Raw genomic sequence first — 26,412 nt, 5'->3', positions numbered from 1 at the left:
AGGGCGTTTACCGCGCCTGATTGATCTCGCCTTCCAGCGCAGTCAGGCGCTCCACAATGCGCTCGAATGGCAGGATATCGCCATAGAACATCTGCGCTCCAAGCATGGCCTGGTAGTCCTGTCGCAACGCATCGAGCAGCGCCGCCGCCGGTATCAGTTTGAGTTTTCCGGCCAGGCAGAGGTCGTAGTTGCTGAAGCCGCTGCGATAGAAGGTTTCCTTGATAGACAGTACATCCCGCAATAGCCCAAGGTCAGGTATGGCACGACGCCCGATGTCATGGTCGGCGAGGCGGGCTAGGTCGTACCAATGCCGCGACATCCGGTCAGCACCCTGCCGCAGATCCGGACGATGGCATTCAACGTGGATCAACGTTGCCTTCTCCCAGAAGGTGCGCATTGGCGACAGGACAGTGACCTCTGCTGTGGGGAACATCAGCTCCGGAACATGCGCGGCCACATCCGGGGTGATGGTCAGCGTGTCCTGCGGCAGTGTGGCATTGCGTCCACCGAACTCGATCAGCACATTGGGACGCAGATAGGCATCCGTGTTTTCCACGGCGCTCGGGTAGTAGATCCAAAGTTTTTCCGCGTCTTCGCTGACCTCAATCCCGATTTCCAACCCCGGCAACGCACGCAACAGAGCCTCCCGCAGCGCCGGCACAAGCTCATCGAGCACATGACGGATCAGCGCCAACTTGAGCGCCTCCGAGAGCTTCTTGCGCTGGCCGCCGCTGGTGAGCGTCGCCAGTTCTGGCGCGTCCGCGATCAGACTGCGGTAGTCGACGGTGACGTCGATATCTTCGGAGAACCGTTCAATGGCCTGGTAGACCTTGGACAGCGACGTGCCCCCCTTGAACGCCATGGGCTTGCGGCATGGCAGACTGAACAGGATGCCGAGGATCCGGCACAGCCAGATGTCCTTTTCCAGGATTTCAGCCCGGCGGCCCAGCACCGGTGCCAGGCCGTTCAACAGCTCCGCCTGCTCCTCCCCGGGCAGGTCGAAGTAGGATGTGGGAATGGACTCAGACATGCGTGGATTCGCTACGCTCATAGTCCATCAACGCCTCCACCATCCAGGCTGGCATTGACGACTTGGCCTCACGCAACGCCTGAAACTCTTTCGGCGGCAACTTTTCGGCAAACCGCCGGAAGGTTGCACGGGTGACCTGGCGCTTACCGAGATACCACAGTGCCGACAGCGCCTGTCCGGCCGGACGGCCAGCCAGCACCAGTTTACGCGGCGCCACGTGCTGCAGCCGGACGACCATCTTGCCAATCCTCACCGCGTGGGAAGACCCAGTGGTATAGAAGACGGGCTGCGCTGGTACTTGCGTGGAAAACCCGAACCGCCGCGCGGCTTCGGCACCATGGACATCGACGGTCGCGCCTTCCGCTGCCGCCAGCGTTTGGGCCACCACTTCCGGTGCCGGCATGGCCTTGACTCCAAAGCGACTTGGCTTGGGCACGCTGTAGAGTCCATGCCCGAGCCGTGCAATGTGGCCGGCCTTGGCCATGCGCATCAGGGTTTGATCGATGGCCGCGCGAGAACCCAGCCCTGCGAACAGGGCGGGAGTAAAGGGTTCACCCGCAGAATGCGTGGCGATCCGCTCGCGGATCGCTTGGGACGTAGTCATACCGACCTCCATTTGTTAGATAATTTACATGAAAACCTAACAAGTTGCAACCCGGTGGTAGAGCCTTGTCGCAGGCCGCGCGAACGCGCGGCACTTGCTTCACTTCCATCATCTTGCAGCACCGCCTGCGAGTGCTTCCTGATAAGCGACGACATGCCAGCATCTTGAGTTGGTCGCGGCATCCAGCAACGGACAAACCGCCGCAGCCAATTACGGTTTGTTTGTATGAAGACGCTCAGTCATGTGGCCGACTGCTGAACGACGCGGCCGACGCCATATGAGGAACTCGCGATGCCTGCTCCCTTTCTTCTGCAACGACCTATCCCCCGCGGCCTTGCAGTAACCCTTGTGCTTTTGCTGGTGGCTTTGGCGATCTCGCATTTGGCGGGGCCCGGTGCGCCAGAACTCGCCAAGAAGGAAGACCACGCCGATCAGCGCACGCATGCCGGTGACCACGATGTGGGGCGGCCATGGCGCTACGGCCCGGCAAATGCGAATTTCACACTGGTCCTGTATGCCGATTTCGAGTGCCCGTTCTGCAAGAGCTATTACCCAATCGTGAAAGCCTGGGTGGACCGGCATCCCGACGCCAATCTGCAATGGCACCATCTGCCACTGTCCATCCACGAACCCGCCGCTTCTCGCGAAGCCCTGCTGGCCGAATGCGTCGGACAGGTCAAAGGCAACGCCGCGTTCTGGGATGCGGTTACATGGATCTACCAGCGAACCCGCAGTGACGGTCAAGGGCTTCCTCCGGATGCGCAATTTCCTGGCCTCAATCCGCAGATCCAGTTGTGCATTGACGGGCGACGCCCCGCCGCTCACATCCAGGCACACATAAACGAGGGTGCGAGAGACGGTGTCACCGCCACGCCTACGCTGAAAGTGATCGCAGACAAGAGCGGCAAGACATTGTTCCTGCCCGGCCCTGCTGACGGCGACACGCTGCTGTCTGCATTGGACCTGCTGTCGGGTGAGGACGATCCCGGCGCGATCGAAAACGCCAACATGCCTGCCGACGTAGTCGGCGACGTGCCCAGGTAGCCTCCGATCTTCAAGGCTACGGTGCGATGCATTCGCGCTGATCACAGCTGTTCGCATCCCTCCACGTCGCGAACGATCACCACGTCCGTGGTGGTGGAGGTCCGTTGATCGTCATCAATCCCGTCCCTGGAGGGCTCCCCCTCTCAGGGGTGAGCACCCTCCGATTTCATCCATTGGAGGATCGCCATGTCCGCTACGCCAGTTGCTGTCGGAACCCATCGGGAATTGGTTGCCATTCCCTCCAACCAGCACGATGACTGGATCATCCATCAGGCTATCGTCTTGCTCGAACGGCGCATCTTCAAAGCCGGACCCACGTTACTCGGCCCCGTCGATGTTCGGGACTATCTGCGTTTGAAGTTGGCGTCAGAGTTCAATGAAATCTTCGCTGCGGTTTTCCTTGATACCCAGTTTCAAGTCCTCGCCTACGAGCCACTGTTTCAAGGCACCGTCGACGAGGCCGCCGTTTACCCGCGTGTGGTTGTCCAGCGTGCATTGGCAATCAATGCCGCCGCCGTTCTTTTTGCGCATAACCACCCTTCGGGCGGGACCACGCCCAGCGAGGCAGATCGTTTGATCACCAAGCGGTTGAAAGCCGCATTGGCGACGGTCGATGTCCGAGTGCTGGATCACTTCATTGTCGGAAAGGGAGAGCCGTTCTCTCTCGCCGAAGCCGGCCTGATGTAGCAGGTCGCCCGTGCGCCAAGAGCGCGCCTCTTCCCACGTTCGTTCTGTTTTCACCCTGCACGGGCTGCGTCTGGCCCCGCACGGGCAGCACACAGCCCGTGCATTTTCTCGAGAGGAGCCCACCATGCACATCCAAATTCATGACATCGACGGCAAACCCTTCGTCGCCAATCCCTATCAAACTGGAACCTACATCCGAGAAGATGTCTTCTGGCGCCAATTCTCGATCACCTGTTTCGGCGAAATCGAGTATCTGGAAGACGATCCTGTTTATGGTACCTGGCGACGCTCCCACAGCCTTGATCTTGGCCACCATGGTCTGATCGAGGACGCCAAGGCCCTGGCCGAAGCCGTGATAGCACAGCGCGATTTCGATCTCTTGGACTATCCCGAAGCGCTCGCCTTCCATCCGGAGCGGATCCAGATCCGCGACCGAAGCAACTGTCTTGTCCTCGCAGGACAGGCGTGGGGAAATTGCGTTCGATGGTCCATCCCAGTTGCCTCCGATGAGGAAGCGGGAGAAGTCGCCAAGCGCGCTAACGCCCTTCGCGACGAAGCGTCTTTCGAAGCCGGATGGGACAACTTCTCCACCGCCCAAGGATTGCGACTTCAAGCAAGTGTGCTTGAGGGCCGCTTGGTGGCCCACTTCTGGCGCGTACACGCTCGGAAGGTGGCTCTGGCGGCAACTTCATGATCCACGCGGGAGCTCTAGAGCTCCCGCGCACCTCACCCACCGACAGCCTCATGACCTCCAAGTCTCAGAACGACTGGGCGCAAACCACCGGGTGGACCGACTCGCATCGGGCCTGGGCACAGAACCAGAGGCCACCTTACACTCCGCCAAATTCGGCAAGAAAGCGCGAGAATTGATACCGGGACATGGCAACGCACAGGGGTGGCGGCGCGACGATTGCGCGGCCCAAGTGCATGTTGAATAGCCAGCTGAAAGTTGTGCGGAGCAGTACACAACCGGGATGGAAATGCCTGACCAATCTCAGTTCCAAGCTGGCATTATTCGAGCGGGGTAGTACGGGCACTGGCAGGGTTAGATACCTTCATAAAATTGGCCGCTAAGTCGTGCTGCATATGGAAATTCTTACAGGACGTTTTATGAATATCTATCGATCCTTTGGTGCGACGAAAAAATTAAAATTTTATTCAATCTCTGCATATGCAAGTATATTTGCACTGTTTGTTTTGGCAATCACGTCAAGCGTCAGCAATGCGCAGTCGATTGGGAAATACATAGTTTGTGTTCGCGCGGGATGCACAAACTATTCTGACTACCCATCTGCTTATGCATCGCTTGATACATATTTTCCGCTTTATAAATACAAGGCGGAATACAGTAAGAATAATTGGACAGAAAGCTATGCAGTGCCACTGGAGCGACCCGAAACAATAGTTTATAATTGGAACAGCGAAGATTCCGAAAAGAAAGCTCTCGATTCAATTATTGCTGAAGTCAAGCAAAAGATAGGGGAATTCACATACACTGTCGAAGGGGCTTATTATGAAGATCCAAAATTTGTCAACATGGACAGTGGTGAACGCATTTCTTTCGGTAGCCGCCTTATAAATATAACTGGCAAAGACGGCTACACAGATCACAGGAGCATTGAAAAAAAAGCTAGCTTCACCTGCAGATCAAGATATAGCACCGTCGGCTTCGATGCGGTCTATTACACGCCACCGGAACATAGGTTTCTCTCCATATTGTGCAAAAGCACATATAGTCCATCTATTGCAAGTCAGGTATTGCAAGTCGATAGCTGCCCGGCCAATGGACAGCCCTGCTTTCCAGCTACGGGTGACAAAGCACGTTTCGAGAAAGACCTGGAGTTCCCGATAGGTCCTTTCATCCGTAGTTATCACTCGATGCAGCAGACATTCGCGCCAGGCATGGCGCCTGGCTGGACACATAGCTATGCCCAGAAGCTATTTTTCGATTCGAATGGCTCGCTTTTCGCAAACGACGAGAAAGGCAATCTCGAACCCTATATAACTACTGAGCCATGGGTCAGTGGCCATTCCGCTTCTTTTCCTGGCAGGACCGTCAATAAAGTCGGCTCTATCTATAAGATGGTGGATCAGGGCGATCTGATCAAGACATTCGATACGTCAGGAAAACTTATCGCCATCGATTCGAGGTCGGCGCCTCAGAAAAGCGTGACGCTTTCCTATGACGAGCTGGGCCGTCTTTCCTATGTGACAGACGCCACCGGACGCCAACTCGTCCTCAAATACACCGACGACACGGTTATGGGACTACTGGCAGGAATCGCCTCAAGCGACGGTCAGACTGTCACCTACGGATACGACACCAGTCGCAACTTGGTCAGCGCCGAGACACCCGGCTACACGCGCACCTACCACTATGCGGAAACTGGTCTGGCAACAGCGCAGATGCTACACCACTTGACAGGCATCTCCGAGAACAACGTGCGCTACGCAACATTTTCCTACGATGCAAAGGGGCGACCCATTAACAGCACCCTGCACGCCTCAGTCAGCGACAAAGCCGACACCACCACAATCACTTACAACGACACCAACGGCTCAGCATCGGTCGTTCGTCCAACTGGGGAAAATCGCGCGTATAACTACGTCGGACCTCAAATTACCAAGATGAGCTATGGCACAGGATCGTACAATTATTATCATTTTTGGTTAAACGGCGTGGGCTGGCTGACTGATGCATCGGATCCGCGAGGTACGAAGACCGCCATCGCCTATGCGGATAGCTTTACTTATCCGAACGTCACCACAGAAGCAGCCGCCACCCCCCAAGAGAGAAAGAAGACCATCCAGCGCGATCATTCGATGCAAGTGGTGCGTTCGCTAGTCTCGGGAACGGAGCAGACGCAGCTCGGAAGGCAGCTCAAGGCGATCAAGCGAGACGACAGCGGGCGTCCATTGGCCTATTGCGGCTACGACAACAGTAGTTCGGACGACAACTATCCCTGCGGCAGTGCAGCAAATGCGCCAGCCGGTGTTAGGCAGACTACGCTGACCTACTGCACGGCCGCCGACGCGGCAGCGCCCAATACGGGATGCCCGCTAGAAGGGCTGCTCAAGGCCGCGGATGGGCCGCGCGTGGACGTTTCCGATACCACGGCGTTCGCCTACTACACAGACAACGATGCAGGCTGCGGTCAGGCCTGCGGGCACAAAAAAGGTGACCTGTGGAAAATCACCACTGCCTTGGGCCAAGTGACCGAGTATCTCTCCTACGACGGCGCCGGCCGCGTGCTATCGGTCCGAGACGCCAACGGCCTGACTACCGACTACGCATACCACCCGCGCGGCTGGCTGATCACCAGTACCGTACGCGGTGCCGACAATGCCAGCAACCGTGCTACCAGCATCGACTACTGGCCGACCGGCCTGGTCAAGCAGGTAACGCAGCCCGACGGCGCGTTCACCGCTTTCACTTACGATACGGCACACAGGCTGACCGATATCGCAGACAACGCCGGAAACACCCTGCACTACACGCTGGACAACGCCGGCAACCGGGTTAAGGAAGACACCAAGGACGCCTCGGGTGCACTAAAGCGCACGCTTTCGCGCGTCTACAACCAACTCGGGCAACTAGCGACCCAAGCCACCGCTAAAGGCGACCCCACCGATTTCGGCTACGACCTCAGTGGCAATACCGGCACAGTCACCGATGCGCTGGGCCACAAGACCCAGAACGACTACGACCCGCTCAATCGCTTGGCGCGCACGCTGCAGGACGTGGGCGGCATAGCAGCAGAGACAAAATTCGGTTACGACGCATTCGATAACCTGATCAAAGTGACTGACCCAAAGGGCCTAGATACAACCTATGCATACAATGGCCTGGGTGACCTGACCACGCGCACCAGCCCGGATACCGGCGTTACCACCTACACCTACGACAGCGCCGGCAACCGCGCTACGCAGACCGATGCGCGCAACATCAAGACCACCTACAGCTACGACGCGCTGAACCGGCTGACCAGGGTGGCCTATCCGACCACCAGCCTCAACGTCACCTATACCTACGACGTCAGCCAGACCACGTGCGCCAGCGGCGAGACCTACGCCGTCGGCCGTCTGGCCCGGATGCAGGACGGCAGCGGCACCACCGATTACTGCTACGACCGCTTCGGCGACCTGGTGCGCAAGGTGCAGACCACCAACGGCAAGGTGTTCGTGCTGCGCTATGCCTATACCAAGGCGGGCCAGCTCAGCCGGCTGACCTATCCCGACGGCGCGGCGGTGGACTACGTGCGCAACACCCAGGGCCAGACCACGGAAGTGGGCGTGACCCCGGCGGGTGGCACGCGGCAGGTGTTGTTGGGCAATGCGACCTACTACCCGTTCGGCCCGGTGGCGAGCTGGTCCTACGGCAACGGCCGCCCGATGCAGCGCGTGCTGGACCAGGACTACCGCCCGCTGGCGGTCAGCGACACCCGCAGCGACGGCCTGAGCACCGGCTTCGCCTTCGACCCGGCCGGCAACCTCAGTGCGCTGACCGCGGCCGGTAACACCGCTCCAGTCGTCAGCCTGGACTACGACGCCCTGGGCCGATTGACCGCATTCAAGGACGGCCCGACTGGCGCGGTGATCGACGGCTACAGCTACGACGCCACCGGCAACCGGCTCAGCGCCAAGGTCAACACCATCACCCAGAGCTACACGTACCCGACCACCAACCACCGCCTGAGCGCGGTGGCCGGCACCGCCCGCACCTACGACGCGATCGGCAACACGCTGTCCATCGGCGGCACGGCACAGGAATTCGCCTACGACGCCACGGGCCGGATGAACCAGGCCAAGCGCGCCGGCACGGTGGTGATGAAGTACGGCTACAACGGCCGCGGCGAGCAGGTGCGGCGGGTGGACAAAACCAACACCTACACGCTGTACGACGAGAGCGGGCACTGGCTGGGCAACTACGACGCCAATGGCGCCACGCTGCAGCAGGCGATCTGGCTGGACGACCTGCCGGTCGGCGTGCTGGCTAAGAACAGCGTTCGCTACGTGCAGCCGGACCACCTGGGCACGCCGCGTGCCGTGATCGACCCGGTCCGCGACGTGGCGATCTGGACCTGGGACCTAAAGGGCGAAGCGTTCGGCAACACCCCGCCGGATCAGGACCCGGACAAGGACGGCACCGCCTTCGTGTTCGACATGCGCTTCCCGGGGCAGCGATACGATGCAGCCAGTGGGCTAAACCAGAATTATTACCGAGACTTCTCGCCGCCAGACGGCCGCTATGTACAGAGTGATCCTATCGGTCTTCCAGCCAGCATTTCAACCTATGCGTATGTAGATTCAAATCCAATTGACTCTATCGATTCATTTGGACTTCAAGCCTCGAGGCTCGTCGGGACTCGTTTTGGCGCAGCTCCATATAGCGCAGACCAACGAGATTTGAGTTCTGGGCAGCGATACGCAGACCCTACGCTAACGGCACCCTCAAAAATGCAACTTGGTTTGCTGGCTTTCACCGCCGTCAGCAGCATTCCTTTTATGGCACCCTACGCAACCGCTATTGGAACAAGCTGCCTGAGCGAAGACAAAAGCGACTGCGACAGGCAATGGGAGAATGCATTTAAAAGATGTCGTGAGCTTATTTATGAGCAAATGCTTCAGCGAGCTGGGAGAAAGAAAAAAAGAAGCGTCACGGGCGTTACTGGCGGATACACGGATCTCTATAGATGTGCTGCTGGACTAGTTAGCGAGCGCTGCGGCGGAAATGCCGTGGACTACGGTGATTAAAATGAATAATCTTAAAAAATTAAGCGAAATAAAGAGGCTCTTAGAAAAAGAGGACTACAAAACGGCAATTGCAATTTGCGATGAGATATTGTCACAAGATCCGACGGATCACTCAATTCTGAGAGAAAAATCTTCTGCACTTATTGGCATTGGTCAGGTTGAAATGGCAGTGGATATTTTATCTATCCTTTCAACGAGCACTGATGAACCCTCTGACTATTTTGACTTAGCGCGGGCAAACATTAGGCTTGGAAAACACTTGGATGCTATCGAGGCGCTAGATCACGTTATAGAAATCGGAGACAAAGAAGATTTCGATTACTATTTAAGTTCCGCGCTGTTCCTGCGGGCGTTTTCCCTAATTGAAGTCAATGAAAAATCTCGCGCGCTGAACGACATTACTCTCCTTCCGGACGATATGAGATTTTGGGTCCCAGGGGCAGGCCTAGTAGATACCAAGCAACTGAGATCTCGACTTTAATTTGTAACATGGATCATGTCGATCCGCACACGAAAACCGATAACTTGTTTGATGAAGAAATAAAGTCGCCCATTCGGGCGGCTTTAGCCATGACTCGAAAAGTGCGAGCAGAGAACCCTCTTCGGCCACTAGCTCGTTGCGGCACGTCTTCTGTCGATGCACCAGCAATCGAGGTCACGTCATATTGCGCCGTTGAGCGGCGGCGGTAGGTCGTCGCCACGAATGCGGTGATCGCACCGTTCCGATTGTAGACTGACATGCATCCCGGTTCAGGGTGAACTCGCAGGCTCCATCACGGCAACCATGCTTGCAGGAGTCCGGCCATGCTTCCCCTTCCTCGTCCCGCACCCGGGCCGCTGTACGTCCCGCTGGTCGCGGCCGGCATCTTGCTGGCTGTGCTGCCGCTGGCAAGCGCCACCGAGATCACGGTCTTCACCGACCAGTCCGTCCCAGTGAGAGGAGCGGCCGGTGCCACCGTCGTTCACCTCGACGCTGCCCGCACCCTCGAGACGCAGCTTGCGGCCGATCTGCCTGCCGACCCCAACCGCGCCCAGGCCATCGCCCAACAGCGTCTGCAGCAGGGCGGCGACCAACTACAGCGCGATCTTGCATCGGCCTACCAAAGCGTAGCTGATGCCTGGGATCTGGGCGTTACCACCCTGCCAGCCGTGGTCGTCGATCGGCGCTATGTCGTCTACGGCGAGCCCGACGTAGCAAAAGCCGTCGCCCGGATAGACGCGTACCGGAGGACACAGCCATGAGGTGCGTCCGACGCCTTCGCACTGGCGTTGCCGCCCTTGCATTGGGATTCGCATCGTCAGCGTTCGCTCTCAACTCAACGACCATCGTCTCGTCAGCGCTATCGACGGACTGCCTCGAATACCGGGTCGTCGGCATTTGCTACTGGCTGTACTGCACCACCTTCGGCTGCTCCGTTCGCACGTCCGTGAAGATCCGCCACTACGTGCCCGACGCTGTGGTATCGAGCTACGCCAACACAGGCGAAAACCCATGGACTGACGTGCGGGTGATGAGCCCCTCCAACACGACGGCTCGGGCTGGTGGCGACGGCACGACTGCCCAGGAGCACGAGAACAATCTGTCCAAGTTCAAGAATGCCGACGTGATCGGGCATCCCGGCAGTGCGGTGTTCAACCAGTTCGCTAAGACGTTCGGTTACACATGCCAAGGGGCTGGCACGGCCTTCAGCCCTTACCTGCTCAGCACGCTCGATACCGTGGCGTGGCGCTACAACCTACCGGAAGCGGTCTACCCCGAAGCGCTAATTCCCGGCCGCCGGGAGATCGGCGCGCGTTCGGCCTCCAATCTGTGGGGCAACGTCTATCCGCGCGGCGGTTTCTTGCACCAGACCGACGATTACAAGAGCGGTGCTGTGGTTGCACAACGCGCCGGCGACGTCGTCACTCGCCGCAATCAGATCCACGTCTATCGACCACTGCTCGCCAAGGCCAGCGATGGTTACTGGCCAGCAGGCGCACTGATCGAGGGCGATGCCTCGACGGGGAAATGGCAGGAGCTGACCCCTACCCTTTCGAACAGTTGCGCTGTCTTCCCCCACAAGGGCACCCAGGTCCAGGCCAAGCAGGGTGATTACGCCTGGGCGCTTTGGCGGCCCTACAGCTGCTGCCAGCGGCGCGGCCAAGTGTTCCTCGGCAGTACGGATTTCCAATGGGGCCAGATGCGATGAATATCCCAACGTGCACGTCCCGTCGCCACGCCACTCGCAATCCTCTCGGGATGGCGTTGCTGATGGCCGCCTTGGCGACCACCAGCACCGAAATCCGCGCCGAGACTGGCACCGAACAGTACGGCCTGCAGTACCAAGGCAAAGTCATCGGTGACGACGTGTTGTACAGCATTGGAGGCGGCCGCGCGGTCTCGATGTCCGGCGCCGCCAACATGCGGTCGATCGGCGTGGGCGTGGGTTGGAACAGCAACCTGATCTGCGGAAACATGAACATCGCCACGACGATCCAGAACCAGCTCAACGGCATCACCAACGGTTTTCAGAACATCATGTCGAGTGTCGTCCAGAACGCAACGAGCGCCGTGGCGTCCCTGCCCGCGCTCATCATCCAACGCGCCGATCCCGGCCTCTACAACCTGCTCACCAATGGTGTGCTGCAGGCACGCATGGACTTCGATCGCTCGAAGCTGACGTGCCGCGCAATTGCAAACCGCATGGCCGACATGGCCGGCGGCCAACTCGGCTGGGACCAGCTGGCAGAGGGCATGGCGCTGAAGAAGGCTGTCGCCAGCACCGATGCGGTCTCGGCCGTCGAAGAAGCCGAGGCCAGCAAAGGCAACGATGGCGTGCCGTGGGTCGGCGGCGACAACGCTGGCGGCGCCGGCCAAGCCCCCATCAAGGTGGTCGCCGACGTCACCCGCGCCGGCTACAACCTGATCAATGGACGCAGTGCCGACGACACGTCGCCGGTCGATACGGCCAGTTGCGGCGACCGTCTCGCATGCCAAACCTGGGACTCGCCGCAGGGCGCTGTCGAATGGGCCACGCGTGTGCTGGGGGAACAGCAGCAGCGCACGTGCGAGAACTGCACGAAAACGCAAACCGTCCCCGGTGTCGGTTTGACGCCGATCATTCAGGAGGAATACGAGACCAAGCTTCAGGCGCTGCAGGAATTGATCGGAGGGAGCCGTACAACCAGCTTCGAGAACCTGCAGGCGGCAAGCAGTACATCTCTGCCGATCACGCGCGGGGTCATCGAGGCGTTGCGCGACGAACCCGACCAAGACATCCTTGCCCGGCGGCTAGCCTCGGAAGTCGCGCTCGCGAGCACGCTCGAAAAAGCCTTGCTGTTGCAGCGCACGCTGATGACAGGGCGGATGGAACCCAACGTCGCAGCCAACGAACTCGCACAGGGCGCGGTGACGCAGCAGAGCGATGTCCTCGACCGCGAGATCAACAACCTCAAGACCGAACTGGAGCTGCGCCGCGAACTGGCAAACAACGCGCCCATGGCGATCATCCAGCGCCATAGCGCCCGTGCCGCAGGATCGCGGGGCGTCTACCAAGGGGATCCGACACCTGATCGACTCGACGAGTTGCAGCGTTCGAAACCTGGCGGGAGCAATCCATGAACTTCGGATGGCTACGCTTCCGCTGGCTGTTCAATCGCCGCGTCGGTCTCGCGCTTCTATGGACGGCGCTGCTGCTCGCCACGGCATTTACAGTCAATCTCGCCGGGATACAGCTGCTCGGCAACATCGACACCTGGGAACGCTGGATGCGCGACCACGCTGTCTACTTTCTGGCCTGGCGCCTCCTGCTCTATGCGGGCGTTGCTTGCGGCTGGTGGTGGATGCGCAAGCGCCTGCAAAGCCGCGAACCCGACGCGGAGTCGCGCCAGCGTCTCATGCGCCTGGAAATTTGCGCGGTTATAGCTCTCGCCGTGCTCGAAGGCCTGCAGCTGCAATCTGCTTAGCTCGGACATCGCCATGACACTCTATTCAACCGACTATCTGGACTACTACCTGACCCTCGTCGGCTGGATCGTCCATAACGGTATCTGGAACGTCCTGGTCGCCAGCGGCGTCTTCGCGATCCCGTTCCTCTCCATCATCATGCAGGAATGGCTCAAGGCTCGCTCGGAAGGCGCAGACGAAGGCAACAAGGGCGTCTTGAGTTCGATGCGCATCGAGAACCGCGTGTTCGTTGCCATCATCGTCATCATGTTTGCGGGCATGCCCTTCATCGACGTGGACATGAACACGATCAATTTCGACCAGTCGCGCTCCTCGCAGTGTCAGGTAAGTGTGCCCACGCCCGACCAGACCGGTTGGTCGCAGTCCTTCACGACGCTCAACAATCAGTCGGCGAAGGTTCCCGTCTGGTGGTTTTTCATGCACGCGATCTCGCGGGCGGTGACCGGTGCGGCCGTGGCGGCGATCCCCTGCGGGACAGACCTGCGGCAGATGCGCATGGATATCGACAACACGCGGATCGATGATCCGGTCCTGGCTCAGGAGGTCACGGATTTCGCGCTCAACTGTTACGGCCCCGCGCGCGCCAAGCTGTTCATGACTCGTCCCGATCTCGACGAGAAACAGATGCACGACGTAAGCTGGATCGGCTCGCGGTTCTTCATCGATACCCCTGGCTACTACGACACGTATCGATCGAGCACGCCGCGCGAATCCTGGCCCTATGACAGCAACCGCGATGCGGGCCTGACCGAGGTGCCGAGCGGTGCCGGATATCCGAACTGCAAGGAATGGTGGAGCGATAGCAGCACCGGTCTGCGCTCCCGCCTCCTGGCCCAAGTCGACCCGAGCCTGCTGTCGCGTATGGGAAACTGGGCTGGCTTCATCTCCAAGACCGACCTCGACGACTCGGTGATCCGCGCGATCGCCGCGCCGCGGCAGCAGAAGCTGAACCAGGGCGACGTCTACACGGACTACGGCGGTCAGATCGACAAGACCTTGCCGAACGTTGTGGCGCGTGGCGCGGGCGACGTGGGTATGGCGGTCGGAGCAGTCGGATTTTTCCCAGCGATGGACGTGATGCGGCAGGCGCTGCCGATGGTGCTGGCGCTGCTCAAGATGGCGCTGGTGATCTGCATCCCGTTGGTGCTGGTGATCGGCACATATGAACTGAAGAACCTGGTCACGGTGAGTGTCGTGCAGTTCGCGCTGTTCTTCGTCGACTTCTGGTTCCAGCTTGCCCGCTGGATCGACAGCACGATCCTCGATGCGCTCTACGGCTGGGGATGGGGCTGGAACCGCCCGGTCAGCAACTTCGATCCGGTGATGGGACTGAACAATGCCTTTGGAGACATGCTGTTGAATTTCGTCATGGCGACGATGTTCATCGTTCTACCCGGTTTCTGGGTAACAGCGCTGACTTGGGTCGGCGTTCGTGCAGGCAACGTTGTTGGGGGACTTACGACCGCGACGTCAGATGCTAAATCGGCCGGAGCTGCAGGTGGCCGTACCACCATGGCCGCTGCCAAATCGATCCTTAAGTGAGTTGTCACTGCCGGTCAGGATCGCCCTGATCGTGCCGCCACTCGTTCCTGTCGTACAAACCAAAACCGCTATGGCCATCCTGCCACTCCAACTTGGGTTCCTGCGGTTCCAAATCCGCATTCGCGGCCATCCAGCCAAACGCGACGACCAAAGCGAACGCGAAGGTCAGCCAGAACGCCAGATAGAGCAGCGCGGCCAGCAGCGCGACCTTGATGGACCACAGCAGCACCCCCGCGCCCACCGTCGGCAAGCCGCGATCCACCAGCCAGTGAGCGACGTGGCGCTCCCGGCACACATAACCGCGCCAGGCTCGGCCCATCATTCGGCCCAGCCGGAAAGCTCCTCGGTTCGCATGTGCACGTGTTGCCATGGTGTACCTCTCCCATCAGTGCTGCATCAGCTCAGAAAGGGGGTTCTGATCGCCTGCTGAAACAGGCCAGCGTTCATCAATATTGCTACGGTCATTCGTCTTTTTCAACCGCGATTAGGCGAGCAACTATGTTGGCTCGCTTTCAGATCATACGTAGAATGGGTCAGATCGCCTGAAGACCGATCGTTAGCTGACCAGACACGCTTGGAAGCAAGACATGGACGCGACAGCTGTCGCCGCGTCAGATCTCGTTCCCGAAAAGCCCACCGTGATCCTTCCACCATATGCAGAACAACATCCGATGAGCGACAAGAAGACCGTGAACCTGCAGTCGATTACCCAAGCCAAAGCCAAGCTCGCCGAGGAACTGCGCGAACTGGAAGTACAGGAAGCGCAGCTCCTCCAGTCACAGGCGATGGAGGCCTTCTCGGCCATCGTCAGACTCCTGGCCGAGTTCAGCTCCCATTTCAGCGCGAAGCAGAAGGCCGAAGTTGCCACTCTCGTCGGCGCGGGGGAGCAGAAACCCAAAAAATCGGCCAATGCCACGCGCAGTGAGGCCGTTCCAAAATACTGGCTGCCGCACTCGCATGAAACCTGGAGTGGCCGCGGTCGCATGCCCAGGGCCTTCGCCGCCTGGGAAGGCACCGCCGCCTACAATGAGTGGAAGGCCCGCCATCCCGACCAGAAGTTCCCGGCGTTCCCAGGTTGAACCAGTAAGGTCCGTCTCTTTGTCCGCCGCGCGACCCCGCGGCGGAGGTTACGAGTACCTCTTCTTCGAACCGCCTGCCAGTCCCTTATTTCCGCATCGCTGGCTGCAGCACGACCGGCTCTTCCACGACGATCCGCACCGGGACACCCAGCGCGCCCGTTAGGGCTTTCCGCTTCGCTTCCAGCGAGGGATCCGGTGCAATCGCAATGACGTCCTCGCCAGTTCGCTCGTCCACATAGCGCGCATGGGCGGTCGGCAATGCCTCGGCGATCTTGTCGTCGTTGTTGGCCATGACCTGGTTGAGTTCGGCAAACGTGTGCTCGGCGTTCGGCTCGAACACGACCTGCAAATCGCCGCCACCCACTCGATGCGTCTCGGCCGCGACCCGCTCTGGGCCAGTCAGCCGCACCACGATCTGGCGCTGGTCCCGTTCCAAAAACATACCTGCAAGACGTCCCGCATATTGCTCTCGCAGTTGCTGGACGATCGGCCCGGTGGCCAACTCCAGTTGTTCGCTCGGTGAACCCACGTAGTTCTCCGACAGGTTGGCCGGCCGCGCTGCCTTGCCTTCAGCCGCCTGTGCCGTAGCCGACAGACCGGCGCAGAGCCACAGTGCAATTCCTACGCATTTCATAGTTCAATCCCTCTCAGCAGATCGGCCGGAACATCCCGGCCGATCTTTCACAGCAACTTGGGCGGATATAAAGCTAATACAGCAACTGCAGCGCCAGATGTGAATAGGCGTAGTCCGTACTGGTATACGCGGCTATCGATTCCTCACTGGTGTAGCCGATAGACAGCTACGCTACTGTGGCAAACGACACCCGCGAGTGGTCACGCCAAATCGTGATGGATCAATCATCTGAGAGGATAACTTCGGCAGATCCAAACGGTGCACCCGAAAAAGGCTTTTTAACAAGGGGAGAATGGAAGGGAGCCAAGGGAAATGGGCCTATCTTGAAAAGGAAAAGGCGCTACTCAGATCTGCGGCAAGGGATCAAGCTTTTGCACTTCCACACACTTTGCATCATAATTCCGGATGCCGGATGAACCGAATACCGCATATTTTGTCGCAATGACTTTTAGAGATGGGATACGCGATGAAGTGCAAACAAGATTGCAGGAGCATATGCGATGCGAGTAAAAGGTGGCGGAGTGCATCCGGTTGATCGCCATATAGGGCAACAGATTCGGCTTTGCAGAATTCAGTCAGATGTATCTCAAGTCAGCCTCGCTGAGGGCATTGGGGTTACCTTCCAGCAGGTCCAAAAATACGAGAGCGGCAAAAATCGCGTTAGCGGCTCAATGCTCTATGACATAGCTGGCCATCTGAGGGTGCCTGTTGCTTCGTTCTTCGAAGGTCTACCGGAGCCTGGTTCAGGAGAGCTCTCCGACATCGCTCCAAAATCCAGCAAGTTGATCGCCTACATTGCGACCAACGAAGGGCGTGACTTCATTGGACATCTCTTGCAATTGCCACCGCGCGTCAGAAGCCGTCTGCTTTCCTTTGTTGGCGTGTTGACCGAAGAGCGGTAACCGTCGTCTATTAGCAATCGACGATGCATGCTCGCGAAGAAGCTGCTCGCCACGGCTAGGCGCTGACAGAATTGCACCCCGCAAACATTCAACCGGACATCGAACTCCCCGCATTGTTGGTCGTCCCAGCGGTGTCGTCGGCGCTATACCTGTGTCGAAGAACAAGAGGGGCGATCTGCGTCGTCGCCGGTTCCAGCAGGTGCCACCATGTTCTCTTTGTTTCAACGAAAGACCCCTGCCCCACCTCCACCGCCTGCACCCGCCCGGATGGAAAAAGAAAAAGGGTTGCTGCAGCCGGCGTCCGCCACCACCCTGCTGGCAACTCCTCGCCGTCAGCGCTTGCTCGAGCATATCTGGCAACGTACGTCGCTTCCGCGCGCGCAGTTTGCAAAGCTTTACCTCGCACCGTTGCATCGCTACGCAGAGCTGGTCCAGCAGTTCCCCGCGTCAGAATCGCACCATCACGCTTATGCTGGGGGCATGCTCGACCATGGGCTGGAAATCGTCGCCTATGCACTCAAGCTGCGGCAGTCTCATCTGCTCCCGGCAGGGACCACCCCAGAAGATCAGGCTGCACAAGCCGAGGCCTGGACGGCGGCGACCGCCTACGCAGCGCTCCTGCACGACATTGGGAAAATTGCCGTCGATCTGGAGGTTGACTGTGGCGACGGCAACGTCTGGCATCCCTGGCACGGGCCGCTGCAGCAGCCATACCGCTTCCGTTACCGCAGCGATCGGGAATATCGTCTGCACGGCGCGGCCACCGGGCTCCTGTACAACCGCGTGCTCGACCGTCAGATCCTCGACTGGCTCAGTGGCTACCCTCCACTCTGGTCGGCGCTGCTCTATGTCCTCGCTGGCCAGTACGAACGCGCCGGAGTGTTGGGCGAACTGGTGACGCAGGCGGACCGGGCCTCTGTTGCCCAGGAACTCGGCGGCGACCCTGCCAAGGCCCTGGCTGCACCGAAGCACGCGTTGCAGCGCAAGCTGCTGGAAGGTCTGCGCTACCTACTCAAAGAGGAGCTGAAACTGAACCAGCCGCAAGCATCGGATGGATGGCTGACGCAAGACGCATTGTGGCTGGTCAGCAAAACGGTTTCAGACAAGCTGCGAGCACACCTGTTGTCGCAGGGCATTGATGGTATCCCTGCCAATAACACGGCCGTCTTCAACGTGCTGCAAGACCACGGCATGTTGCAGGCCACACCGGACGACAAGGCCATTTGGAGAGCGGTCGTAGCGAGCGACAGCGGCTGGACACACACGTTCACGCTGTTGCGGCTCTCCCCCTCGCTCATCTGGGAAAGAAGTGAACGCCCGGCACCATTCGCCGGAACCGTCGAAGTCGTGCAGGAGGAACCCGCGTCGGGGCAGGCTTCCTCTGCGCCGCCAGCTGCCGGCTCCGCATCGCCACCGGTTGGCAGCGCGCCCTCGTCCTCTGGCACGGCTTCCGTTCCAGCACCTGCCGCACCTGGTACCGATGGCATAGACGCTCTGCTGGAGCTGTTCGGTGCACCGGACAGCGAGCCAGCACCGCAGTCGATCGCGAACATCCCGCCCATGCTCCCCGACGCCGACGACCTGGGTCCGCCGGCTGCTGGTCTACCGACGCAGCAGCCGGCGGAAGCGAAAGGCGGTGGACCAGCCTCACCCTCTGGCGAACACTTCGTTACATGGCTACGCAGCCACATCGAAGCCCGCAAGTTGGTCATCAACGATGCGAAAGCATTGGTGCACAGCGTGGCCGACACCGCATACCTCGTTAGCCCAGGTGTATTCCAGCGCTATGCCCAGGAGCATCCCCAGGTGGCCGGTCTTGCCAAGAAGGATGAGGTGGCGGATTGGCAATGGGTGCAGAAGCGGTTTGAAAAACTGCAGATCCACCGCAAGCAGGACAATGGCCTGAACATCTGGACGTGCGACGTGACCGGGCCACGAAAATCGCGCCGGCTGCACGGATATCTCCTAGCCGACCCTGCGCGCATTTTTGCGGAGACGCCTGCGAACAATCCATATTTGCGTCTCAAGGCAACGGACTAGATTCAGGAATATCGATTAGAGCGCGGATCGATCGCTCCTATTTGTCAACCGATACGACGGCTGCTTCGCGTACCGTAGGGATCGCCTGAATCGCAGGCGGATATCCCTCTATGGGAAAGGACACAGCCATGTCGCAGATCCGTATCGTATCTACGGTCATCGCCGGAATCGTAGGATTGACTATTGCCCACAATGCATCAGCCTGCTGCCCAGACATCGGGCATGGCCCTGTCGCAAGCACGGGACTGGGCGAAAGCGCACCGAAAGCGGCCAACCTGTCGACGGTCGCAGACGTGCGCATCTATGAGTTCATGCGCGATGGGGTGACGTACCTGCAAATTAATGACGCCACCGGCGGCGTACGTGGTGCCGTCGGACGCATTGATAGCACCGCGTGGGTGATGCCGATTGGTAGCGACGCAGATCGCGTCTCTATCCTGCGCTCCACCGGTAGCGTGCAAGGCGAAAAGGTCTATGAAGCAGAAAAAATCTCGGTGTATCTACAGGAAACTTCCAACAGCCGTGCCTGGATCATCGTAACGAAAGACTGATCTCGTTCCTTTCGCCTCCGAAACGAGGAAGCTGATAGCCAGCCTATGGCGGCGCTTGTAGGTGCCGCCATAGGCCTGGAAACGGCTCACCATCTCGCCATCACCATCTAGTTCCGTCTGCCTCACGCCAATGACTCTCCGGCCATCCACTCTCACGGATACCGCGATGCCTTGAGCGCCACCCGCTTTCCAAACACGGGCCTTGATCACATGCCGGTCAGAGCGCGGAAGCTGTTCGATCACCTGCAGGACGCCGCGATAAGCCGCCAACTGAAGTCCGATCGACAAGTCTCGCGGTTGCCCTCGCAAAACGCGTGCCTCGATCTCGGTGTTGCACACATTCGCGAACGACGAAGAGCGCAACACGTGGAACAGCCCATGCGTTTCAATTTGCAATGGATACAACGCGGTAACGTAGTCATTGAGCAGTTGGGCTTGGATAAACCCCGTGCGTACCATCTGCATCGCTGCGTCATGTTGTCCACGAGATTTCAGATACGTCTCGATGTCGCGGCGAAGCTTGTTTACCTGTACCTGGACATCAACGTACTGGACCACACGGTCTCGAAGACACCGCTCCGACCACAGATAGCTCTGCCGCGCTGAACGCACCGCTTGCTCTTGCCCCCGAATCTTTGCCCGTGTTTCATCTACTGCACTTGAGATCCGCGAGCCCAGGACGAACAGTCCTGTAGCAGCTATTGCGAGCAAAACCTGCACCAGAAATCCTGCCTCGTCGTAGGTGCCCAATACACCAGTTCGAGGCAGCGAAAGAGCAATCGCGACGTTGGCAAGCACAACACCTAACGTTGCGCCACGCCAGCCGTGCAAGCGGGTTAGCATGATCGCAGGGGCGATCATTAGTGCCATTAGGACAAGACGGATCGTGTCGTCTGGCACAAAAACAACCAAGCCCGAGACCGTCGCGATCGTCGCGACCGCCCACCCCACATGTGGGAGGATCCGGCCGGGCACCTCATCATCGTTGCGGCGCAGCCATAGCAGCGTTGGCAAAATAACCATCATCATTCCGAGGTAGTCGCCGACGATGAACCGCGCCAGCTTCTCCCAGCTCATCGTCGATTTCGGTCCATCCAGCATGATATTGATGCCGACAGAACACAGAGCGCCCCATACGGCGGCAAGGAGCAGCATGGGGACGAGCACTGCTTCACGCTTTTGAAGATCCCGCAACCTTGCACGGATCGCAAGTGGCACGGCGGAGATGGCCGGCATCAGGATCCAGGAGCTGCAGTAGGCCCACGTCGGATTCACGCCCATGCTCGTGATCGCTGGCACACGCAACATCAACAATGCCGCGGCGTCGCCCAGCAGGAAATATGGAAGAAGGCGATATGGGGCGAATAGGAGAACCGCGAGGCGCAGGCCGGCAGGTAAATACCATTGATCGAAAGAGCAATGCCACGCGGCCTGGAATGCCAAGCAGTAGCCGATGGCCAGTAACGTTCCTTGCACAATAGTTTTCAAAGAATCGGCCATAAGACCATCCGTGGGGCGGCGGCGTCACCTTACAACAGCCGGAGTCAGCGGAAGTAGACAATTGGGTTCCAGGCAGGGCCTTCCCATCAGCAGCGGCCGACGCTGGCTCGACTTTGAGGAACCGCGAATAGCTGAAGCGAGGGACCATCTTTTGCCGTGGCCCACGCCTTGCGGCCAGCGGCCAGCGAGAAATATGAAGTCCTAGTTCAAGAATGCTAATTGATCTTGATAACGAAAAGCTCAATACTCGCAAATAGATTACGACCCAGACAATTAACACGCCCTGATAGGCGCTTTGATAGATAGAAGGAAGCAGAACGGCGAGCTCTCTATGAACCAAATAGCTCGCCTTCAAATTAGCGAGGTCCAATTCATGGCGGAGAGGTTTTCCCTAACTGCTCGAATTTATGAGGCAATGAAAGCAGACATCAAGTCTGGTGCCTTCCCGTCTGGCCACCCGATTTCTGCGGCCATGGTTTCCAGACGTTTTTCGAGCAGCATCATACCGGTCAGGGAAGCCCTCTATCGACTTGCTGGTGAACGCCTGATTGAGGCAAGAGATCATGAGGGCTTCTATGCAGTCCGCATCAGCGAGGTCGGCCTGCGTGATCTTTATAAATGGCAATACCATCTTGTGTTGGAATCACTGGATCAGTCCTTCAAGCCCGCGCTAAAAGCAGCCGAAGCCGCCAACATAAATAACTCCGATCCATCGCTAGCCACTATCGAAGTCTTGTTTCGCACCTTGGCTGACAAATCCGGCAATCAGGAATTAGGCGTCGCAATTCACAACACGCTCGACCGCACCGTTCCTGTTGCATTGGTAAAAGACCAAGTGTCAGACGACTGGGCTACCGAATACGAGAACCTGCTAAGGCATTGGCAACTCGGCGACGTTCACTTATTCAAGGATGCATTGCACTCCTATAACAGCCGCCGAATCGAGCTCGTTCCTGATCTGGTAGAGCGGTTAAACCATCTCCGCCCGAGCGACTGAAACGTTGCGCGAAGCATATCGCTGCGACCCTATCCTGAACCGCCCACCCCAGATCCGAACGATATAATTGGCTTATATTCCCGCTATAAGCTTCTTATAGGCCGAAATCAGACCTACAGTTGCACTGTCATGGTGGTCATGACAGTGCAACTGTAGGTCTGAAAGATGGAAGGGACCCGCTCGTCAATACCTGCCTCACAGTCGGGGGCCATGGCCGCGACGCTGCTCGTGGGGATGGAGACTTGGAGCGAGTGTATGCGCCTCGGCATGCAACAGATGCGCGGCGGAGAATCCCATGCCGCCATCTTGTATTTCGAACGGGCCGCTGCCCTTCGTCCGGGCCACGCAACAGCTCGCTTCAATCTGGCGGCCGCCCTGTTGCGGTCTGGCGAGCATGAGCCCGCACTCCACGTTTACGACCACCTTCTCGCCGACAGGCCCGACCACGCGGCCCTGCATCATGGTCGTGGCTTGACACTGAATGCGCTTGGCGAGCGGGCATCTGCGCTTGCAGCCTTCCGTACAGCTGTGAGCCGCGACGAAGATGCCTGGCAATCCTGGGGATCGATCGCCGACATCACCTCGGACGAACTCGAAAGGCAGGAGGCCGTCCGCTGCGCCGCCGAGGCACTCGAACGCCTTTGCTGCAAGCCGGAGGTGCCGGCCTCGCTCCACGTCGAGTGCGCCAACGCATTGATCAACGCCCACCGCTACGCCGATGCAGTTGCGTTCATTTCACGTCGCATTTCCCGATTCCCCAACGCGTCTGCGGCTTACAACAGCTTGGCGCGTGCCGCCTATCGCCGTGGAACCTTTAAGGATGCGTTTTGCTACCAGCGCGAGGCACTGTTCTCACTAGATCCCAAGGCCATGCCGGGAGAGCCGCTTCCGAATCCGTTCAAGCCCAACGCTGCCATCGAGGCCGCCTGTGACGTCATCCAGATACTGGAAGCCCATGGCCTCGCGCCCTTTCTGGTGGCCGGCACGCTGCTGGGGTTTCACCGCGACGGCGGACCACTCTCACATGACCGCGATGTGGACATCGGTGTGATGCGGCAAGCGGACGATAAGCAGGACGTCGTGGCCATCGTACGCGAGCACCCGACCCTGCTGCTGCGTCACGATCACCAACCTGGAGCCCGCTACATCGCCCTGATCCATCGGGGCGTGGGGATCGACCTCTTTGTCCACGACAGGATTGGCGACCACATCTTCTGCGGCATGACCGACCGACCGGGCGACACCCAGTGGCGGTTCAAAGTCTTCGGACTGGACCAGCGGGACTACGGTGGCATTCGCTGGCGCATCCCCGACGCGCCCGAGCGGTATCTGGCCGAAACATACGGCCCGCGCTGGCAGTTCCCCGACCCCGGCTTCGCCTCGGCGATCAGTTCGCCGGCCCTGTATGAGGTCGATCCACATGTGCGTGCTTACTACGCACTGACCCGTGCCAGGCAGTCGCTGCTGTTCGGTGACCGCGCCAAGGCCAGAGCACTGCTGCGCCAATCCCCGATCCCGGTTGACGATGACATCGAGAGGGCACCATGTCTGAACGCCTATATCTAGACCACAACGTCTTCTTCCGCGAAATCGACGGCACCTACCTGTTCCTGGATTCGGCCAAGGACAAGTACCTCACGCTTACGGGTGCCCAGGCAGAGTGGTTCTCGGAGATACGCCAATCAGGGAACGCAAGCACGCTCTCGACCAACGCCCTGAAATTCTCAGACCGGCTCACGCAAAGCGGGCTCGTCAGAACCCAAAGCGAGGGCGGAAAGCCCATCGAGGAGATCCACTACCAGACTCCGGAATACTCCGTCTTCATGCGCGGGGCTGATGTCCCGCCTTCGGCCTCGGTCAAGGACGCACCAAGGTTCTTCATGACCTACATGGCGAGCTGCCTATCGCACCGGCACAACAAGACGGACGTGAGCCGGACGCTCCAGGCAGTCAAGCACTGGAAATCAGGGCTTCCGGATGCGCGTGCGGACTTGCGCAAACGCGCGATCGAACTCACCGAGCGGTTCCATGGCCTGACCCCGTTCTTCTACACCTCGTACGATGCCTGCTTCTTCACCAGCCTGTTCCTGGTCAAGTACCTGTCCCGCTTCGGCCTGTCGGCCGATTGGGTCTTTGCAGTCCGGTTGGTGCCATTTTCTGCGCATTGCTGGGTGGAGTTCGATCACGTGGTCCTCAATGAGGACTACGACAAGACGCTCGCATTCAAACCCATCATGTTGGCTTAGGAAGGCAGATCGCCATGCACGCATTCTTCGCCATGCTCTGGAACCAGGCAGACCCACGCGCGGCAGCGGCGGCCACGCGGCTGGCGGTCCAGGTCCGCGCCGCCCTCGGCGAGTCCGTCCACCGCCTGGTGGGGCAAGGCTTTGCACTGTATGCACTGGATGCATTTCAGGGCGGGGAGACGCTCCTTGCCCTCAATGACAACGAAGGTCGCGCCGTGGGGGCTGTCTTCGGCACCCTGTTCGACACATCCGCCAGCCTGTCCGGCTCCCGGGCCGTACTGACCCGCCTGGGTGAAGTTGATACAAAGCGGCTACTCGCCTCGCAATGCCGCTCGATCGTCAAGGACTACTGGGGCAGCTACGTCGCCTTCCTAAATTGCGGCAACGACACCTTCGTCATCGCAGACCCGACCTCCTCGATCCCGTGCTTCTACACCCAACAGCAAGGCCTGACGCTGGTCTTCTCGCATCTGGAAAAGTGCCCTTTCCTGGACATGGGCGCGTTCACCATCAACGAGCGCTTCATTTCCAGGGTGCTGGCCTACGACAAGATCCAGCACGGTGAAACCGGCCTCAACGAGGTCAGAGAACTGCTCGGTGGGGAGCGGTTGCGGATCTCCGGCGCGGCACCGACCACGGACTTGATCTGGGATCCCAGGCAGATCGCCCTGGACGTCCATGCCCCCTCCCTCAAGGATGCGGCCGCCGAACTGCGGGAGACCACGCAGGCCGTCGTCGGCACCTGGGGCGAATCCTTCGAGAAGATAACCGTTAATCTCTCCGGCGGCCTGGACTCCTCCATCGTGCTGGCCTGCCTGGCCAAGACCACAGATCCGGCCAAGGTCAATGCCGTCCACTTCGTCATGGGCGCTGCAGACGCGACCGAACGCCGATACGCGCGCATTATCGCCGAGCACACCGGGCACACGCTGATCGAGGTGCTGGAGGAACCCACCCGGCCACTCCCCGGCGTCCATGAGCACCCGCCAACCGCACGCCCATACCGCCAGTTTCTTGGGCAGGAACTAGCATCGCGCCTGGCTGCCAATACCGATGTCGGCAGGGCGCTGTTCACCGGACAAGGGGGCGACCACCTGTTCCTACACAGCAGAAGCACCTTGGGATTCGCCGACTATCTCGCGCATCATCCCTTGGGCCTGGATGCGCCGGCTGAGCTTCTCCGCTCCGCCAGGCTTTCGCAGACTTCGATCTGGCATGTGCTGCGGGACACCTTGCCCTATCGGTTCGGCAAAACGCATCGCAGCGCCGTGGTTCAAGACATCGAGAAACGTCGCACCGGCGTCAACCAGCGCGCCTTTGACACCCTGGTCGCCGAAGACTGCATGCCGGTGTGGACGCGACAGGCCCGTGGCGTGCCGCCCGCCAAGTTCGATCAGATCAGCTATCTGGTACACCTGTACCAGGTCCGGGAGTCGCTGGATCACTACGGCCCAAAGGAAATGATCCACCCGTTGATCTCACAGCCGCTGATCGAGTTGTCGCTGCGCCTGCCCACCTACCTGCTGTGCGCCAACGGGCGCAGCCGGGGGCTGGCAAGAACCGCCTTCACTGGCATGCTCTCCGAGCAGATTCGCCTGCGCACGTCGAAAGGCGAGTCGACAAAATTCTTCGCTGAACACATCAAGGCGAACAGTCAGCAATTGTTGCAGGCGCTGGCCGAAGGCGAACTCGCCGCGCGCGGCATGATCTCACGGCAAGAGGTCCAGGCCTTTGTTGCGCGCAACGACTACAAGGTCCAGAAATTCGGATTCATGATGTTGCCGTATTACGCCATTGAAGCTTGGCTGCAGACCTGGAAGCGGATCAGCAACGGCAGCTCCAAGGCCGCATGAGAT

General features: G+C 59.3%; 23 protein-coding genes. 18 read left to right on the top strand and 5 right to left on the bottom strand.

Features of this window, described 5'->3' with window-relative positions; genetic code table 11:
* Positions 1 to 7: 7 nt before the first annotated feature.
* Both NRY95_05500 and NRY95_05495 read right to left on the bottom strand, forming a co-directional pair.
* On the bottom strand, positions 8 to 1,030 hold the full coding sequence (locus tag NRY95_05500) for a nucleotidyl transferase AbiEii/AbiGii toxin family protein (protein UYC17419.1): 1,023 nt from the start codon (positions 1,028 to 1,030) through the stop codon (positions 8 to 10).
* The gene (locus tag NRY95_05495) at positions 1,023 to 1,634 is read right to left on the bottom strand and encodes a DUF6088 family protein (protein UYC17418.1); all 612 of its coding nucleotides are present in this window, start codon (positions 1,632 to 1,634) and stop codon (positions 1,023 to 1,025) included. Before NRY95_05495 ends, NRY95_05500 begins: the two co-directional genes overlap by 8 nt.
* A 291-nt stretch (positions 1,635 to 1,925) precedes the next feature.
* Between NRY95_05495 and NRY95_05490 the strand changes: the two genes are divergently transcribed.
* The 10 genes from NRY95_05490 (at position 1,926) to NRY95_05445 (ending at position 14,607) form a co-directional block, all read left to right on the top strand.
* Positions 1,926 to 2,678, top strand: a complete 753-nt coding sequence (locus NRY95_05490) for a thioredoxin domain-containing protein (GenBank protein UYC17417.1) — start codon at positions 1,926 to 1,928, stop codon at positions 2,676 to 2,678.
* Positions 2,679 to 2,864: 186 nt separating this feature from the next.
* On the top strand, positions 2,865 to 3,365 hold the full coding sequence (locus NRY95_05485) for a DNA repair protein RadC (GenBank protein UYC17416.1): 501 nt from the start codon (positions 2,865 to 2,867) through the stop codon (positions 3,363 to 3,365).
* 124 nt (positions 3,366 to 3,489) lie between these two features.
* On the top strand, positions 3,490 to 4,059 hold the full coding sequence (locus NRY95_05480) for a hypothetical protein (GenBank protein ID UYC17415.1): 570 nt from the start codon (positions 3,490 to 3,492) through the stop codon (positions 4,057 to 4,059).
* Positions 4,060 to 4,475: 416 nt separating this feature from the next.
* Positions 4,476 to 9,119 (top strand): RHS repeat protein, encoded by a 4,644-nt coding sequence (locus NRY95_05475; protein UYC17414.1) that lies wholly within the window; start codon positions 4,476 to 4,478, stop codon positions 9,117 to 9,119.
* A gap of 1 nt (position 9,120) precedes the next feature.
* Positions 9,121 to 9,600 carry a tetratricopeptide repeat protein gene (locus NRY95_05470; protein ID UYC17413.1) on the top strand — a complete coding sequence of 160 codons (480 nt, stop codon included), beginning with the start codon at positions 9,121 to 9,123 and terminating at the stop codon, positions 9,598 to 9,600.
* A 323-nt stretch (positions 9,601 to 9,923) separates the two neighbouring features.
* Entirely contained in the window at positions 9,924 to 10,361 is a 438-nt protein-coding gene (locus NRY95_05465) for a TIGR03757 family integrating conjugative element protein (GenBank protein ID UYC17412.1), read from the top strand.
* Positions 10,358 to 11,308: a TIGR03756 family integrating conjugative element protein gene (locus NRY95_05460; GenBank protein ID UYC17411.1), complete on the top strand. Its 951-nt coding sequence runs from the start codon at positions 10,358 to 10,360 to the stop codon at positions 11,306 to 11,308. The genes NRY95_05465 and NRY95_05460 overlap by 4 nt, the downstream gene beginning before the upstream one ends.
* Positions 11,309 to 11,358: 50 nt before the next feature.
* Positions 11,359 to 12,720 (top strand): integrating conjugative element protein, encoded by a 1,362-nt coding sequence (locus NRY95_05455; protein ID UYC17410.1) that lies wholly within the window; start codon positions 11,359 to 11,361, stop codon positions 12,718 to 12,720.
* Positions 12,717 to 13,064 carry a hypothetical protein gene (locus tag NRY95_05450; protein UYC17409.1) on the top strand — a complete coding sequence of 116 codons (348 nt, stop codon included), beginning with the start codon at positions 12,717 to 12,719 and terminating at the stop codon, positions 13,062 to 13,064. Before NRY95_05455 ends, NRY95_05450 begins: the two co-directional genes overlap by 4 nt.
* Before the next feature lie 13 nt (positions 13,065 to 13,077).
* Positions 13,078 to 14,607, top strand: a complete 1,530-nt coding sequence (locus tag NRY95_05445; protein ID UYC17408.1) for a conjugal transfer protein TraG N-terminal domain-containing protein — start codon at positions 13,078 to 13,080, stop codon at positions 14,605 to 14,607.
* A gap of 4 nt (positions 14,608 to 14,611) precedes the next feature.
* On the opposite strand, the gene NRY95_05440 is transcribed toward NRY95_05445, so the two are convergent.
* Entirely contained in the window at positions 14,612 to 14,977 is a 366-nt protein-coding gene (locus NRY95_05440; GenBank protein UYC17407.1) for a DUF3742 family protein, read from the bottom strand.
* A 301-nt stretch (positions 14,978 to 15,278) separates the two neighbouring features.
* Here NRY95_05440 and NRY95_05435 point away from each other — a divergent pair, with 301 nt between their 5' ends.
* Positions 15,279 to 15,686 carry an H-NS histone family protein gene (locus NRY95_05435; protein ID UYC17406.1) on the top strand — a complete coding sequence of 136 codons (408 nt, stop codon included), beginning with the start codon at positions 15,279 to 15,281 and terminating at the stop codon, positions 15,684 to 15,686.
* An 85-nt stretch (positions 15,687 to 15,771) separates the two neighbouring features.
* Here the strand turns inward: NRY95_05435 and NRY95_05430 are convergent, their stop codons facing one another.
* Complete coding sequence (locus tag NRY95_05430) at positions 15,772 to 16,320, bottom strand: hypothetical protein (protein UYC17405.1); 549 nt, start codon at positions 16,318 to 16,320, stop codon at positions 15,772 to 15,774.
* 500 nt (positions 16,321 to 16,820) lie between these two features.
* Between NRY95_05430 and NRY95_05425 the strand changes: the two genes are divergently transcribed.
* The 3 genes from NRY95_05425 (at position 16,821) to NRY95_05415 (ending at position 19,813) form a co-directional block, all read left to right on the top strand.
* Positions 16,821 to 17,222 carry a helix-turn-helix domain-containing protein gene (locus NRY95_05425; protein ID UYC17404.1) on the top strand — a complete coding sequence of 134 codons (402 nt, stop codon included), beginning with the start codon at positions 16,821 to 16,823 and terminating at the stop codon, positions 17,220 to 17,222.
* Between the two features lie 207 nt (positions 17,223 to 17,429).
* Complete coding sequence (locus NRY95_05420) at positions 17,430 to 19,262, top strand: TraI domain-containing protein (GenBank protein UYC17403.1); 1,833 nt, start codon at positions 17,430 to 17,432, stop codon at positions 19,260 to 19,262.
* A 128-nt stretch (positions 19,263 to 19,390) separates the two neighbouring features.
* Positions 19,391 to 19,813, top strand: coding sequence for a hypothetical protein (locus NRY95_05415; GenBank protein ID UYC17402.1), 423 nt, complete (start codon positions 19,391 to 19,393; stop codon positions 19,811 to 19,813).
* Here the strand turns inward: NRY95_05415 and NRY95_05410 are convergent.
* Positions 19,763 to 21,313, bottom strand: a complete 1,551-nt coding sequence (locus tag NRY95_05410; GenBank protein ID UYC17401.1) for an MASE1 domain-containing protein — start codon at positions 21,311 to 21,313, stop codon at positions 19,763 to 19,765. The genes NRY95_05415 and NRY95_05410 overlap by 51 nt on opposite strands.
* Before the next feature lie 415 nt (positions 21,314 to 21,728).
* On the opposite strand from NRY95_05410, the gene NRY95_05405 reads away from it, so the two are divergent.
* From NRY95_05405 to NRY95_05390, 4 genes are all read left to right on the top strand, one after another.
* Entirely contained in the window at positions 21,729 to 22,310 is a 582-nt protein-coding gene (locus NRY95_05405; GenBank protein ID UYC17400.1) for a GntR family transcriptional regulator, read from the top strand.
* Between the two features lie 210 nt (positions 22,311 to 22,520).
* Positions 22,521 to 23,876, top strand: a complete 1,356-nt coding sequence (locus NRY95_05400; protein ID UYC17399.1) for a tetratricopeptide repeat protein — start codon at positions 22,521 to 22,523, stop codon at positions 23,874 to 23,876.
* Positions 23,855 to 24,556, top strand: coding sequence for a lasso peptide biosynthesis B2 protein (locus tag NRY95_05395; GenBank protein UYC17398.1), 702 nt, complete (start codon positions 23,855 to 23,857; stop codon positions 24,554 to 24,556). The genes NRY95_05400 and NRY95_05395 overlap by 22 nt, the downstream gene beginning before the upstream one ends.
* Positions 24,557 to 24,570: 14 nt before the next feature.
* A complete protein-coding gene (locus NRY95_05390; GenBank protein ID UYC17397.1) occupies positions 24,571 to 26,409 on the top strand; it encodes an asparagine synthase C-terminal domain-containing protein in 1,839 nt (612 codons plus the stop codon).
* Positions 26,410 to 26,412: the final 3 nt, after the last annotated feature.

Source organism: Xanthomonas campestris pv. phormiicola, from assembly GCA_025666215.1.
GTDB lineage: Bacteria > Pseudomonadota > Gammaproteobacteria > Xanthomonadales > Xanthomonadaceae > Xanthomonas_A > Xanthomonas_A campestris_A.
Note: the sequence above shows the minus strand (reverse complement) of the source record. Positions and strands in the feature narration are given on the sequence as shown.